This is a genomic window from Streptomyces cavernicola, from assembly GCF_029968035.1.
GTDB classification, from domain to species: domain Bacteria; phylum Actinomycetota; class Actinomycetes; order Streptomycetales; family Streptomycetaceae; genus Streptomyces; species Streptomyces cavernicola.
In genome coordinates, this window is record NZ_JASCIQ010000004.1 from 133680 (window position 1) to 147425 (window position 13746).

A 13746-nucleotide genomic window follows, 5' to 3' on the forward strand; every position below is an offset into this window, starting at 1 on the left:
ATGTCACCGTCGAGATGCGACGTCGTGACCGACCGCACTTCTGGCGCAGGCCCGAAGCGAAGGGGAGGGCGAAGAAGTCGACCGCACGGGTGTATGCCCCGGAGGGCCGGACGTCCGCCCGCGAGCGCGACCTCACAGCGGGTGCCAGAAGGCCTTACCGCTTCAGGTGATCAGAGCATCGCGGCTCCGGACAGGCCCGGTCCGTACTTTCGCCAGCGGCACCCCCAGGTCGCCGAGCTCCAGCGGGTCGGGGTGGGCTCCCTGGTTCAGCCAGCGTTTGCCGGCCATGGCTTCGCGCGGAGAGGCGATGGCTTCGACGGAGGTCAGGCGGCCTGCGCTGTCGAGATGGAAGACGGCGAAGGATCCGGTGGCTGTGGTGCCGCGCACCACGCCGGCATCGTCCTCACCGCTCATTCCCACGATCTGAATCTTCGTGTCGTACTGGTCGGACCAGAACGAGGGCGCGGACTGCTGCGGGACTGGGCGTCCGCAGACGGCTGCGGCTACCTGGTCAGCCTGCTCGTTGGCGTTGGCCACGCTCTCCACACGGCGCCGTCCGGGCTGTCCCGGGACCGGCCGTACGGTGACATCGCCGATGGCGTGCACGGCGGGGTCCGCGGTACGGCCTGCGGCGTCGACCAGGATGCCGCCCTCGCAGGCGAGGCCCGCGGCCCGGCCCAGGGCGTCGTTGGGAACCGCGCCGATGGCCACGAGCACGGTGTCGCAGGCGAGTACGCGGCCGTCGCCCAGCTCCACGCCGGTGACCCGCCCTGCGGTCCCGCGAAGCCGCTTCACCTGCGCGCCGGTGTACAGCACGACGCCCCTCTCCCGGTGCAGTCGTGCCACGGCTTCCGAGACGAGGGCCGAGGCGGCTCGGGAGAGCAACCGCTCGCTCCCCTCGACGACCTCGACGTCCACTCCGAGGATTCGCGCGGTCGCCGCCGCTTCCAGGCCCAAGTAGCCGCCGCCGATGACCACGAGTCGTTCGCTGCGGGCGAGGTCCTGCCGCAGGGCAGCGGCATCACGCCGGTCCCGCAGGTGGTGCACGCCGCACAGATCCGCGCCGGGCAGGGGCAGTCGTCGGGCGCCCGCTCCGGTGGCCAGGACAAGGTGCTCGAACGGGAGAGCTGTGCCGTCCGCCAGGAGGATCCTGCGGTCGCCGAGCTCCAGGGCGTTGACGCGCGTGCCCGTGAGCAGGGTGATGCCCTGGTCGTCGTAGAACGTCTCGGCGCGCAGGGGCAGTTCGTCGTCGGCACCGCCGGCCAGCCACTTCTTCGTCAGGGGTGGGCGGTGGTACGGGGCGGTGTCCTCCTCCCCGACGAGGGTGACGGGGCGGTCGTATCCGTAGCGGCGGAGCAAGGCGGCGCAGGTGGCACCGGCCTGTCCGGCTCCGACGATCACGACGCCGGCGTGCGTGGGCGTCTTCATCAGTGGTTCACCTCTGTTCGATGCGGTCATCAGCAGGAGTCCGCCTCAGCGGTGGGGAGCAGGACCGGGAAGCGGCGGCCCGTCCGGGAAGCAGGCCCGGCCCCGCCGGGCCGCGCCCGGATCGCCGCAGGGTCACACGGTGACGGCTGTGGGTGCGGCTCGTTCCGGTGCCTCTTCGACGAGCGCCACGACTTGTTCCGTGGTCCGGATGTCCCCGAAGTACGCCGCCACGTTGTTCACCGCGGCGTTGTGCTCGGCGTCGCTCAGAGCGGCGTTGGCGTCGCTGATGAGGATGACGCGGAAGCCGAGTTGCTGTGCGTCGCGTGCGGTGGCGGCGCTGCAGCAGTCGGTCAGGGTTCCGGAGACGAGCACGGTGTCGATGCCCCGTTCGCGCAGGACTTGCAGGGCGTCCGACGACGAAGGGGTGAAGGGGCTGAAGCGGGTCTTGTCCATGACGGTGTCCTCGGCCGTGACGTCGAGGCCACGGTGCAGGGCATGGCCGTGGGAGCCGGGCTGGAACGTGGTGACTTCCCCGTCTCCGAACTCGGCTGCCTGGAATTGCTCGAAGTAGACGGACCAGTCACGGCTCGATCGGGTGGTGAAGCGGAAGTAGACGTTGGTCCCGCCATGGGAACGGACCGCCCGGCTGACGGCGTTGATGTGGGGCACGATGCTTCGGGCTACGGGGACCTCCAGCGGCATGCCCTCCTCCATGAACCCGTTCTGCATGTCGACGACGAGGTGGGCGGTGCTGCAGGGGTCAACCGTGGTGAACGCGTACTCCTGTCCGCCCTTGAGGGCCCTGTAGCGCGCACGGATCGCCGGGTCGATGACGGTGGTGTGCATCCTTGGTTCCTTCCTCAACCCGCAGCTCGGGCCTGGTTCACGGCCAGACGCGCGTCCAGGGGGTCGGCGAAGTAGGTCCGCCCCTTGGTGACGACGGCCATCGTGACGTGCACGGCGAATGCGACGACGAATCCGATGTAGGCCGACAGTCCCCTCAGGACGGGGTCCGTGGCGAAGAGCCAGACCAGCGACGCGACGGTGGTGCCCGTCAGGAGGGCGGTGACGCCGACGGCGTTGTAGCGGCGCAGATGGCTGCTGCGGTACTCGACGGGGCCGGTGACGATCTTCAGGCGGCCGCGGACGACGGTGATGTCGGCGACGACGCAGGCGACCCAGGCCAGCAGGAAGATGCCCGTCCATTCGAGGAACACGCTCAGGTTGCCCAGCACGTCGAACCACATGAGGGCGATCGATGCGGCTGTCACGAAGAGGAGCCAGAGCCGGCGGCCCAGGCGGTGGGCGCCCAGGGCTTCGGATCCCGAGGTGAAGGTGACCGAGCTGATGTGCAGGTTCGTCAGGTTCACGCGGATCTGCGAGACCCAGGCAAGTGCCACTCCGGGGAGCAGTCCGAGCAGACCCACGAAGTAGATGGACGGTGTGAAGCTGCCGGTGATCAGCGTGAAGTACATGCCGAGGGGAATCGCGACGAAGAAGAGCAGCACGTAGGGCAGTACGACGGTGACGGCGGCCTTGCGCCGGAACTGTCCGGCGTGGATGAAGCGGTTGTAGTCGGCGGCCTCGAAGGGGTTGATGCCCACGGTGCCGGCCAGTCCCGCGATGACGGCGACCGTGCCGGCGACCCCGCCGACCGCGCCTTCCGGCATGGCGGTGAACATCCCGGACGGCATGCCGTCGTTCCGGTTCCAGGCGATGCAGATGGCGACGACCAGCAGGAGGAAGTAGACGGGGACCGTCCAGGTGAGGATCTTCGTCATCGCGCTGATGCCGTTCCACGCCATGGGCAGGAAGACGAGACCCACGACGACGTACCAGATCTGGTCCGGCAGGTCCCAGATCAGGTCGATCGAGCTGGCGAGGATCTGCCCCTCTGTGCCGGCGTAGACGACGAAGGTTCCGGCGTAGATCACGGTGGTCAGTACCGAGCCGACCGAGCCCAGGCCGGATCCGCGGGTCAGCAGCTCCGAGGTCAGTCCTTCGCGTGCGGCGGTGCGGGAGACGATCAGCGCGAGCACGATCAGGACGGAGAAGGAGATGATCAGCCCGAGCCAGGTGGCCGCGGCGCCGTTCTGGGTCAGGTAGAGGCCGCCGATCAGCGGAAAGAAGAACGCCGTCACAAAGCCGACCAGGACGCTGAGGATGGCGCCCGCACCGCGCTTCGCCGAATCCGGCACCCGTGAGCGGGCGTAGTCGTTCTCGTCGTGGACGGGGAGTTGGCCGGGGGTGGCCGCCAGGCCTGCCGCGTCGGCCGACGCGCTCGTCGGCGCCCGGCCCTTGCTCGATGTCGTCATCAGCGGTTCACCTCGGAAGCCGGGAGCCGGAGCACCAGAGCGCCACCGGCCAGGAGGAACACGGCACACAGCATCAGGCCGTGCATGGGTGAGGCGGTCAGGTCGCGGAGCCAGCCGAGGAGGTAGGTCGCGAGGAAGCCGCCGAGGTTGGCCATCGAGGTGATCAGAGCGATGCCCGCGGCGGCCGCACGGCCGGTGAGAAAGGCCGGGGGCAGACACCAGAAGACCGGGTAGCAGGCGACGATGCCGACGTTGGCGACGGTGAACATCAGGACGGTGAGGCCGATGTCGTCGCTGACCAGGGTGCTGCCGGCGAGGCCTGCGGCCCCGACGAGCATGGGGACGACCAGGTGCCAGCGGCGTTCGCGGAAGCGGTCGGAGCTCGCTCCCGCGATGAGCATGGCGACCAGCGCGGCGGCGTGCGGGACGGCGGTGAGCCAGCCGATGGTGCCGGTGTCCTTCTCCCCGGCTTCCTTGACGAGGGTGGGGAGCCAGAAGCCGATCGCGTACGTGCCGAGCATGAAGCTCATGTCGATGACGCCGAGCCACCACACGCGGGCGTCGCGCAGGGCGCCGCGAATGTTGTGCTCGCGGTCGGCGCCTTCGGCGTCCCGGTCGAGGTCGTTCCGCACCGACTCCTGCTCGGCTGTGCTCAGCCAGCCCGCCGTGGCGATCCGGTCGGGCAGCAGCAGGAGCACCAGGCCGCCGAGAACGATCGTCGGTACGGCCTCGACGAGGAACAGCCACTGCCAGCCGGACCAGCCGGCCGCCTGGTCCAGCGAGGACAGGATCCAGCCGGACAGCGGGCCGCCGAACATGGCCGCGGCAGGGATACCCATCATGAACAGGCTGATGACGCGGGCCCGCCGGGGACCGGGGAACCAGTGGGTCAGGTACAGAAGTACGCCGGGAACGAAGCCCGCTTCGGCGACGCCGAGCAGGAACCGCACGACGTAGAACTGCACCGGGGTGGTGACGAACATCGTCAGCGCCGAGAGCACACCCCAGCTGATCATGATGCGGGCGATCCACACCCTGGCTCCGACGCGTTCCAGAAGCAGGTTGCTGGGGATCTCGAAGCATATGTACGCGATGAAGAAGGCTCCGGCGCCGAAGCCGAAGACCGCGTTGCTGAAGCCGAGTTCGTCGGCCATCTGCAGTTGGGCGAAGCCGACGTTGATGCGGTCGAGGTAGGCGGCGACGTAGCAGAGGAAGATCAGCGGGACGATCCGCAGGGTGATCTTGGCGTATGCGGACCTGGAGTGTGCGGACTGTACTCCAGGCTTCTCTGCAAGGGACATGAGGGTTCCTCACGGGGGGCGAGTGGGCCGCCGCACGGCCAGGCCGACCTTGGCCAGGGCCTGGCGGTGCCGAGAAGGGACGCAGGCGCGGTGTGAGCCGCACACGGGTCGAGGCAGCCTGGGCCGGGCACGAGGCCATGGCGCGGCGCAGGCAGCCGGGGCGGGGCCCCTGGCCAGGGGGCCCGCGCTCGGGGGGGCGGGCGCTTGGGGCGCGCTAGCTCTGAGACTCCGGGAGGTGGACGACGAGGCCGTCGAGCTCGTCGGTCACGGTGATCTGGCAGCCCAGGCGGGAGGTGGCGACCCGCGCCTCGGCGAACTCGAGCGTCATCTCCTCCTCTTCACCGGCCGGCCCGACGGTCTGCGACCACTCGGCGTCGACGTGGAGGTGGCAGGTGGAGCAGATGCAGTTGCCGCCGCACTCCCCGATGATCGACGGGAGTCCGTTGCGCACGGCGAGCTGCATGAGGCTGGTGCCGGGCTCGGCGTCGAGGGTGTGGGCGGTGCCGTCCTGCTCGACGAAGGTGATCTTGGGCATGTCGGGTACCTCTCGCGGATCGGGTTGCGTGCCGGACAGGGGCACTGAGGGTGCGTCAGGCATTGACCTTGTCCAGGACGCGGGGCGCCTGCTGCGGCGGCACATCCTTGTCGATCCACTGCTTCACCATGCGACGCATCCGGATCGGGGCCCGGTCGATGGCGATGCGGGCCTTGCGCCGGTCGGGGTGGGCCAGTTCGTTGATCTGGATGGCTTCGAGGATGGCCTTGTCCTCCGCGAAGGCGATGCGGAATTCGTCGGAGAGGGCTTTGTTGGTGGCCTCGTCGGCGGGGAAGTTCTTGACGTGCAACCAGTGGTCGATGGAGGTGTGTGCGTCGACCGGGGTGATGAAGTGGCAGGCGAAGATGCGCATGCCCTCGTCGCGGTGGTCCTCGGGGTTCACGTTGCCGGTGTCGAGGGAGCCGAAGTCGATGACGGCGATGCTGGGCGCCAGGTAGTGGTAGTAGTGCCAGCGGTCGACGTTCCCGGTGAAGTTCCCGTATTTGGCGAACAGCGGGATAGCCGGGGCGTCGTTGATCCAGCGCCAGGTCACCAGGTCGTCGCCGCGCAGCTCGGTGCTGACGGGGACGTCCTCGCCGGCCTCGTTGCCGAGCGTGGACAGGTGGACGAAGTTGACGTGGGCCGGGTCGCAGAGGTTGTCGGCGAGGCTGAGGTAGTCGGCCTCGATGCGCAGGGCATCGCCCTCGGCCACGTTCCAGGCTGCCGAGTGGTACTCGGGCAGGTCGAAGACCAGGTCGGGATCGGCGAGTTCGCGGTCCCCCGTCCAGATCCAGACCAGGCCCATGTTCTCGTGCGTCGGATAGGTCGTGACACGGATGTCCGGGACAGGACCGGACTGGCCGGGGACGCGGACGCAACGGCCACCGGATTCGAAGGTCATGCCGTGGTAGCCGCACTCGACGGCGTCGCCCTTGAGCCGTCCCATGGACAGCGGCAACAGACGGTGCGGGCACAGGTCCTCCATGGCCGCGACCTTTCCGCCGGCCGTGCGGTAGAGGACGACGTCACGTTCGAGGATGCGGTGCCGGGAGAGCTCGCCGGTCACGTCGCGCGACCAGGCCAGCGGGTACCAGGTGTTCTTCACGTACTCGGCCATACGAGGGCTCCTGGAAAAGGCGGGGGCGTGGGATCGGCGCCGCCCGCGTCCGGGTGACGGCGCGGGGGCATCGGGGCGGGGCACACAGAGCCCGAAGCCCGGCCCGGGTGTGCTCGGGCCGACGGAAATAATCCGAGCACGTACTAGTGATGGGCGCAAGGGTCTCGACACGCTCGGACTTCCGGAAAGCCTCCCCCTCTTCCAACCACTCCTGAAAATCAAGCAATCCAGACCCTCTCCGACCAGGCATCGGTCACGGAGAAGCAACCCTTGCCGCCGCCGGGCCCCTTGCATTCCCCAATCGTACGTGCTCGGATTATCTCGGCAGGCGGGTTCGGCCGGGCGCCGCCCTCGACGCCACGGCCTGCGCTGCCCGAGCCGCTCCGGCCTGTCCGGCAACTTCTGCACGTGCCCCGTATGACACGCGCCCCGCACCGTCCGACTCCTGGACTCGAAGGCCGGCGGCGCCCCACCCCGAAGGGACACTCATGTTCGACCTTTCGTCCGTCGACCTCCTCGACGCCTTCACCCGCGAACTGCAGCTGTGCAAGGTCCGCGAAGGGGAGCACGTCGTCGTGCTGTCCGAGCCGGACAGCCGGGGCGACTACGTCGCGGCGGCGTTCGGAGCGGCGAAGACCCTCGGCGCCCACGTCGTCTCCGCCACCGTGCCCGGTGGCAGCCCGGCCCCGCTGCCCAGCACCCACACCGGTGCGGGCCCCGGCCTGACCTCCGTCCTCAACGACACCACCGCACAGGACCTTCTGAAGTCGGCCGACCTGGTCCTCGACCTGACCCGCGAAGGGTTCATCCACGCACCCGTGCAGCAGGAGATCCTGAAGACCGGTACCCGCATTCTCTTCGTCTGCGACGCCCCCGACGTCCTCATCCGCAACCTGCCCACGCCAGAGGACAAGGTCCGCGTCCAGGAGGGCGCGGACAAGGTCAGGAACGCCTCGGTCATGCGCGTGACCTCCACCGCCGGCACCGACCTGACCGTGCAACTCGCCGACAGCCACCCGGAGTTCCAGACCGGCTTCGCCGACGACCCGGGCCGCTGGGACCACTGGCCCAGCACCATGGTGCTCTGCTGGCCCGAGATCTCCGACGGGCAGATCGTGCTCGCCGAGGGCGACATCCTGCTCCCGTTCAAGGAGTACGTGCAGCGCCCGGTCACCCTGGAGGTCGCGGGCGGCCACATCCAGAAGGTCACCGGCGGCGCCGAGGCCGAGCTGCTCAACACCTTCTTCGACGACTCCCGGGACCAGTGGGCCCGCAGCCTGTCCCACATGGGCTGGGGCCTGATGCAGACCGCCGACTGGTTCGCCACCGCGATGTACGGCAAGAGCGACCTGATGGGCATGGACGCCCGTGCCTTCGCCGGCAACTTCCTGTGGTCCACGGGCCCGCACCCCCACCTCCAGCGCGACTCCTACGCCCACCTCGACATCGCGATGCGCGGCTGCACCGTCAGCCTCGACGGCACCGACGTCGTCACCGACGGCCGCCTCACCGAGCGCTGACCCGCCTGCACGCCGCATCTCAGGAGGAACCGTGGCTCTCAGCCAGTCCTACGAAGTCACCGTCGTCGGCGGCGGACTGGGCGGCATCACCGCCGCCCTGGCCCTGCGCCACAAAGGCCTGCGCGTCACCGTCCTCGAGCAGGCCCCCGAACTCGGCGAGGTCGGCGCCGGCATCCAGACCGCGCCGAACGCCAGCCGCATCCTGATCCGCCTGGGCCTGCGCCGACAGCTGGAGGCCATCCGCACCGAGCCGCAGGACCAGGTGCGCCGCCGCTGGCAGGACGGCAGCATCATCGGCCTGACCCCGCTCGGCCGCAGGGTCCAGGAGGAGTTCAACGCCCCCTACTGGCACTACCACCGTGCCGACCTGCACCGAACCATCCTGGATGCGTGCACCGACCCGCTCGGCCCCGGCCCGGCCGTCCGCATCCTCACCGACAGCCGTGTCGTCGACCTCGACCGTACGAACCCGGACCGTCCCACGGCCGTCACCCAGGACGGCGCCCGCCACGAGGCCGACGTCCTCATCGGCGCCGACGGCATCCACTCCCAAGTGCGCGACCTCATAGGCGCCGAGGACACCCTCGTCTTCTCCGGCGACATGGCCTTCCGCACCCTCATCCCCGGCGACCTGGTCCGCGCCGACCCGGCCACCCGCTTCCTGTTCGACCGCTTCCAGAGCACCATCTGGTACGGACCCGGACGGCATCTGGTGCACTACCTGATCCGTGGCGGCGAATCGCTGAACATCGTCGGCTGCGTTCCGTGGAGAGATGAGTACGGCGAGAAGACGGCGTTCGCCGGAACCACCGAGATGCTCGTGGACGCCTACGCGGACTGGGACGACCGCGCCCCGGCCATGCTGTCCAAGGCCAAGGGCGAGATCACCTGCTTCCCGCTCTTCCACCGCCGCCGCGACCCGAACTGGATCGACGGACGCGTGGCCCTGCTCGGCGACGCCTGCCACGCCATGCTCCCGTACCAGGCCCAGGGCGCCTCGCAGGCCATGGAGGACGGTGCCGTGCTGGCCGAAGAGCTGGGCGCGGTGACCCGAGGCGGCATCGACGGGGCCCTTCAGCGGTACGTCAACCGCCGCGCCCAGCACGCCGGCATGGTCCAGCAGGCCTCCTTCCGTAACCAGACCTTCTATCGCCACCTCGACGGCCCCGCGCAGCAGGACCGCGACGCCAGGCTCGGCGAGCTCTACGACGGCGAGTCGGACGTCTCCTACGACTGGCTGTGGCGCGGTACACCGCTCGACACCGCCGACGACGAGTCGTTCACCTACCGCCACCACCACTGACCGGCGCCCTGGAGGTCCCGTGCCCACCCCCTACGATTCCGACACCGACCGCGCCTACGAGCGCGCCGGTTTCGGCGCCGCGGTCCGCAGGGGCAGCCACCCCGCCCTGGTCGTGGTGGACCTGACCCGCGGCTTCACCGAGCCGGAGTTCCCCACCGGCGGCGACCTCACCCAGGCCGTCGAGGCGACAGCGGAACTGGTGGACGCCGCCCGCACCGGCGGCGTGCCAGTGGTGTGGACCGCCATCGCCTACACCCCGGCCGAAGCCGCCGGCGAGGCGGTCACCTGGCTCGCCAAAGCCCCCGGCCTGCGTGCCCTGCGCGAGGGCAGCGAGGCCGTCGCGCTCGACCCGCGCCTACCGTACGAAGGGCGGGACCACCGAATCGTGAAGAAGGGCGCCTCCGCGTTCTTCGGCACCCAGCTGGCCCCGCTGCTCACGGGCATCGGCTGCGACACGGCGGTCATCTGCGGCGCGACCACGAGCGGCTGCGTACGCGCCACCGCAGTGGACGCCGTGCAGTACGGATGGCCCGTACTGGTCGCCGCTGACGCCTGCGGCGACCGCGCCTCAGGTCCGCACGAGGCCGCCCTGTTCGACATCCAGGCCAAGTACGGGGATGTCGTCGGCCACGAGGACATGGTGAAGTACCTGACGACGAAGGGAGTCTGAAACCATGTCAGCGCCTTCCGGAGCCATGCCGGCTTCCGCGCGACAGGCCGAGAGGCCGACGCGGTCGCTGTGGCCGCAGCAGCGGTCCCTGACCCAGCCCGCCCTGGCCGAACTGGCCGAGGTTCCGGCGCACAGCCGGTGGGTCCGCAGCGGCGCCGTCCGCCTGCATGTCCTCGACTACGGCGGCCGTGGCATCCCTCTGCTGATCCTGCCGGGCATCACCAGCCCGGCGGTGACCATGGACTTCGTGGCCCGCGAACTGACCGACGTGGTACGCCCGGTCGTCCTTGACATCCGCGGCCGCGGGCTGAGCGACGACGCCGAGGACCACTCCCTCGAGGCACTCGCCGCCGACGCCGAGGCGGTGATCGAGCAGCTTGAACTGGCCGACCCCGTGCTGCTCGGCCACTCCATGGGTGCCCGTATCGCCGCTGCCACCGCGGTGCGCGGCCGGGTCCCGCTGGGCGGCACCCTGCTGGTCGACCCGCCGATGAGCGGTCCCGGCCGCGGACCGTATCCGACCACCCTCGCGGCCTTCACCCGGCAGCTGTTCCAGGCACGACGCGGCACGGACGCCGACGAGGTCGCCGGCTTCTGGCCGACCTGGCCGCACCGCGAGCTCGAGCTACGCGCCCGCTGGCTGGCCAGTTGCAGCCTCGAGGCGATCGAAGGAGCCCACCGCGGTTTCGAGAGCGAGGACTTCTTCGACTGGTGGCCGCGGGTGCCCGCCCCCACGACACTGCTGTACGGGGCGGACAGCCCGGTCGTCACCGCCACAGGCGCCGCCGAGGCGGCCGCCCGGAACCCCGGAGCGCGGACGGTGCGTATCCCGGACGCCGGGCACATGGTTTTCTGGGACAACCCGCGGTCGGCCCTGCAGCTGCTGCGCGAAGCCCTGACCCGAACCATCGACCCGACACCCGGGAACAGCCCGGACTCCTCACACGACAGCGGTGCCATGACCTCCTCCAGCCCCCATCACACTCCCGACATCGCCGCGCCCCAGGAGCTCACGCACGCGCCCGGCTATCTGGCCCGGCGGATGTACCAGGCCTACCTCGCCGCCTGGCTCCGCAACGTCGACGCGACGCTGACCGGCCCTCAGTTCGCCGTACTGCAGATCACCGGCGAGAACCCGGGCTCCGACCAGCGATCCATCGCCGCCCTGGCCGCCCTGGACTCCTCCACCATGGCCGACGTCGCCCGCCGTCTGGAGAACCGCGGCCTGCTCGCCCGCACGCCGTCGCCCGCCGACGCCCGGCGCAAGCTCCTGCACCTCACTGAAGAGGGCCGCGCAACCGTGCACGACGCCAACCGGCGGGCCCGCAAGCTCGACGAGGAGCTGCTGCGACCGATCCCGCCGGAGCAGCGTGCGCAGGTCCTCGAGCACCTGTCGGCGCTGGCCGACCACTGGGAACAGCTCAGCCAGGAGGGCTGACCGCCGCGGGCCCGCCCGCTTCCCCACTCTTTCCCATGCCCGGAAACGCTCCGGCGCCGCGCCCTGCCGATGTGGCGGCTCGCGGCACCGGGCGTCCATCAAGCATGCCCAGAGCCATGGAGGAAAACCGTGAGAGACCACCACATCGGCCTGATCGTTCCCAGCTCGAACCTCACCATGGAGACCGAACTGCCGCGCCTGCTGCGGGCTCGGGAGGCCGCCGAGCCCGCGGACCGCTTCGTCTTCCACAGCAGCCGGATGCGCATGAAGCACGTCACGCCGGAGGAGCTGCGGGCGATGAACGCGCAGACCGAGCGCGCCGCCCTGGAACTGGCCGACGCCCGGCCCGACATCGTGGCCACCGCCTGCCTGGTCGCCATCATGGCGCAGGGCCCCGGCCACCACTGCACCGCCGAGGAGGAGATCACCGCCGTGCTGCACGAGCAGGCGGTGCACGCTCCAGTGGTCTCCAGCGCGGGAGCCCTGCTCGACGGCATCGCGGCGCTGGGCGCGAAGAAGGTGGCCATCGTCACGCCGTACATGAAGCCGCTCACGCGTCTCGTCGCCGAGTACATCGAGGACGCCGGCGTGGAGGTCGTGGACGCGCTCAGCCTGGAGGTGCCCGACAACCTGGCGGTGGCCAGGCTCGACCCTCAGGACCTGCGCGAGCACTACAAGCGGCTGAAGCTCGGCGACGCGGACGCTCTGGTCCTTTCGGCATGCGTGCAGATGCCGTCGTTGCCGGCGATCCAACCGGTCGAGGACGAGCTGGGGCTCCCGGTGCTGTCGGCGGCGACCGCCACGGCCTTCCGCGTACTCACCGAGCTGGGCCTGCCGCCGCTGGTGCCGGGTGCGGGCCGCCTGCTGTCCGGCACGCAGGTCGGCGCGCCAGGCAAATGAGCCGCGCCGACCACGCGGCACCTGGACACCGGGCCGGGCCTCCGGCCCTCATCTCAGCGAAGCCCCCCATCTCAGCGAGAGGACCCCAGACATGGCACAGGAAGTACGCGGCGTCGTCGCACTCGGCGTCGACAAGCCGGTCGCCGTCGAGACGATCGTCATTCCTGAACCCGGCCTGGGCGAGGCCGTGGTGAAGGTGCAGGCCTGCGGCGTATGCCACACCGACCTGCACTACAAGCAGGGCGGGATTTCCGACGCATTCCCCTTCCTGCTCGGCCATGAGGCCGCGGGCATCGTGGAGTCCATCGGAGAGGGCGTCACCGAGGTCGCCCCCGGCGACTTCGTCATCCTCAACTGGCGCGCGGTGTGCGGACGCTGCCGGGCCTGCAGGCGCGGCCGCCCCTGGTACTGCTTCAGCACCCACAACGCCGCCCAGCCGATGACGCTCACCGACGGCACCAAGCTCTCCCCCGCCCTGGGCATCGGCGCGTTCGCCGAGAAGACCCTGGTGGCGGCCGGGCAGTGCACCAAGGTCGACCCAGCCGCTGCCCCGGCCGCCGCCGGCCTGCTGGGCTGCGGCGTGATGGCGGGCCTGGGCTCGGCGATCAACACCGGCAATGTCACCCGCGGCGACTCCGTCGCGGTCATCGGCTGCGGCGGAGTCGGCAACGCGGCGATCGCCGGGGCTCGGCTCGCCGGCGCGGCGAAGGTCATCGCGGTGGACCTGGACGACCGGAAGCTGGAGCAGGCCCGCGCCCTCGGCGCCACGCACACCGTCAACGGCCGCGATACCGACGTGGTCAAGAGCATCCAGGAGCTGACCGGCGGACCCGGCGCGGACGTCGTCATCGATGCAGTCGGCCGCCCCGAGACCTACGAACAGGCCTTCTACGCCCGCGACTTGGCGGGCACGGTCGTTCTGGTCGGCGTGCCCACCCCGGAAATGAAGCTTCAGCTCCCCCTTCTCGATGTGTTCGGCCGCGGCGGCGCGCTCAAGTCCTCCTGGTACGGCGACTGCCTGCCCGAGCGGGACTTCCCTGTGCTCATCGACCTCTACCTGCAGGGACGGCTCGACCTCGACGCGTTCGTCTCCGAGACCATCAGCCTTGACCACGTGGAGGAGGCCTTCGCCAAGATGCACCACGGCCAGGTGCTGCGCTCCGTAGTGATCCTGTGACGGCACCCGGGCATCGGGCCCTGGGGGTGGGCCGGCTCATTC

12 protein-coding genes are annotated in these 13746 nt (G+C 70.2%); 6 read left to right on the forward strand and 6 right to left on the reverse strand.

Annotated features, from left to right (window positions below):
- Positions 1–162 precede the first annotated feature (162 nt).
- The 6 genes from QIS96_RS05530 to QIS96_RS05555 form a co-directional block, all read right to left on the reverse strand.
- Positions 163–1428: an NAD(P)/FAD-dependent oxidoreductase gene (locus QIS96_RS05530; RefSeq protein WP_282541232.1), complete on the reverse strand. Its 1266-nt coding sequence runs from the start codon at positions 1426–1428 to the stop codon at positions 163–165.
- A gap of 132 nt (positions 1429–1560) precedes the next feature.
- Positions 1561–2274, reverse strand: a complete 714-nt coding sequence (locus tag QIS96_RS05535; protein ID WP_282541233.1) for a cysteine hydrolase family protein — start codon at positions 2272–2274, stop codon at positions 1561–1563.
- 14 nt (positions 2275–2288) lie between these two features.
- Complete coding sequence (locus tag QIS96_RS05540; protein ID WP_282541234.1) at positions 2289–3743, reverse strand: purine-cytosine permease family protein; 1455 nt, start codon at positions 3741–3743, stop codon at positions 2289–2291.
- Positions 3743–5044 (reverse strand): MFS transporter, encoded by a 1302-nt coding sequence (locus tag QIS96_RS05545; RefSeq protein WP_282541235.1) that lies wholly within the window; start codon positions 5042–5044, stop codon positions 3743–3745. Before QIS96_RS05545 ends, QIS96_RS05540 begins: the two co-directional genes overlap by 1 nt.
- Before the next feature lie 214 nt (positions 5045–5258).
- On the reverse strand, positions 5259–5579 hold the full coding sequence (locus QIS96_RS05550; protein WP_282541236.1) for a 2Fe-2S iron-sulfur cluster-binding protein: 321 nt from the start codon (positions 5577–5579) through the stop codon (positions 5259–5261).
- A gap of 55 nt (positions 5580–5634) precedes the next feature.
- Positions 5635–6696 carry an aromatic ring-hydroxylating dioxygenase subunit alpha gene (locus QIS96_RS05555; protein ID WP_282541237.1) on the reverse strand — a complete coding sequence of 354 codons (1062 nt, stop codon included), beginning with the start codon at positions 6694–6696 and terminating at the stop codon, positions 5635–5637.
- 488 nt (positions 6697–7184) lie between these two features.
- Here QIS96_RS05555 and QIS96_RS05560 point away from each other — a divergent pair, with 488 nt between their 5' ends.
- From QIS96_RS05560 to QIS96_RS05590, 6 genes are all read left to right on the forward strand, one after another.
- Positions 7185–8216: a hypothetical protein gene (locus QIS96_RS05560; RefSeq protein WP_282541238.1), complete on the forward strand. Its 1032-nt coding sequence runs from the start codon at positions 7185–7187 to the stop codon at positions 8214–8216.
- 31 nt (positions 8217–8247) lie between these two features.
- Positions 8248–9519, forward strand: coding sequence for an FAD-dependent monooxygenase (locus QIS96_RS05565; RefSeq protein ID WP_282541239.1), 1272 nt, complete (start codon positions 8248–8250; stop codon positions 9517–9519).
- Between the two features lie 19 nt (positions 9520–9538).
- Positions 9539–10189: an isochorismatase family protein gene (locus QIS96_RS05570; RefSeq protein ID WP_282541240.1), complete on the forward strand. Its 651-nt coding sequence runs from the start codon at positions 9539–9541 to the stop codon at positions 10187–10189.
- 4 nt (positions 10190–10193) lie between these two features.
- Complete coding sequence (locus QIS96_RS37665) at positions 10194–11627, forward strand: alpha/beta fold hydrolase (protein WP_349017367.1); 1434 nt, start codon at positions 10194–10196, stop codon at positions 11625–11627.
- A gap of 129 nt (positions 11628–11756) precedes the next feature.
- A complete protein-coding gene (locus QIS96_RS05585) occupies positions 11757–12527 on the forward strand; it encodes a maleate cis-trans isomerase family protein (RefSeq protein ID WP_282541241.1) in 771 nt (256 codons plus the stop codon).
- Positions 12528–12618: 91 nt separating this feature from the next.
- Positions 12619–13704 carry an S-(hydroxymethyl)mycothiol dehydrogenase gene (locus QIS96_RS05590; RefSeq protein WP_282541242.1) on the forward strand — a complete coding sequence of 362 codons (1086 nt, stop codon included), beginning with the start codon at positions 12619–12621 and terminating at the stop codon, positions 13702–13704.
- The last annotated feature ends 42 nt before the right edge of the window (positions 13705–13746 follow it).

Excerpts from the sequence above, each read along its gene's own strand:
- QIS96_RS05550 (WP_282541236.1), bottom strand. The coding sequence starts at position 5,579 with ATGCCCAAGATCACCTTCGTCGAGCAGGACGGCACCGCCCACACCCTC.
- QIS96_RS05590 (WP_282541242.1), top strand. The coding sequence starts at position 12,619 with ATGGCACAGGAAGTACGCGGCGTCGTCGCACTCGGCGTCGACAAGCCG.
- QIS96_RS05535 (WP_282541233.1), bottom strand. The coding sequence starts at position 2,274 with ATGCACACCACCGTCATCGACCCGGCGATCCGTGCGCGCTACAGGGCC.
- QIS96_RS05530 (WP_282541232.1), bottom strand. The coding sequence starts at position 1,428 with ATGAAGACGCCCACGCACGCCGGCGTCGTGATCGTCGGAGCCGGACAG.
- QIS96_RS05540 (WP_282541234.1), bottom strand. The coding sequence starts at position 3,743 with ATGACGACATCGAGCAAGGGCCGGGCGCCGACGAGCGCGTCGGCCGAC.
- QIS96_RS05555 (WP_282541237.1), bottom strand. The coding sequence starts at position 6,696 with ATGGCCGAGTACGTGAAGAACACCTGGTACCCGCTGGCCTGGTCGCGC.
- QIS96_RS37665 (WP_349017367.1), top strand. The coding sequence starts at position 10,194 with ATGTCAGCGCCTTCCGGAGCCATGCCGGCTTCCGCGCGACAGGCCGAG.
- QIS96_RS05545 (WP_282541235.1), bottom strand. The coding sequence starts at position 5,044 with ATGTCCCTTGCAGAGAAGCCTGGAGTACAGTCCGCACACTCCAGGTCC.
- QIS96_RS05560 (WP_282541238.1), top strand. The coding sequence starts at position 7,185 with ATGTTCGACCTTTCGTCCGTCGACCTCCTCGACGCCTTCACCCGCGAA.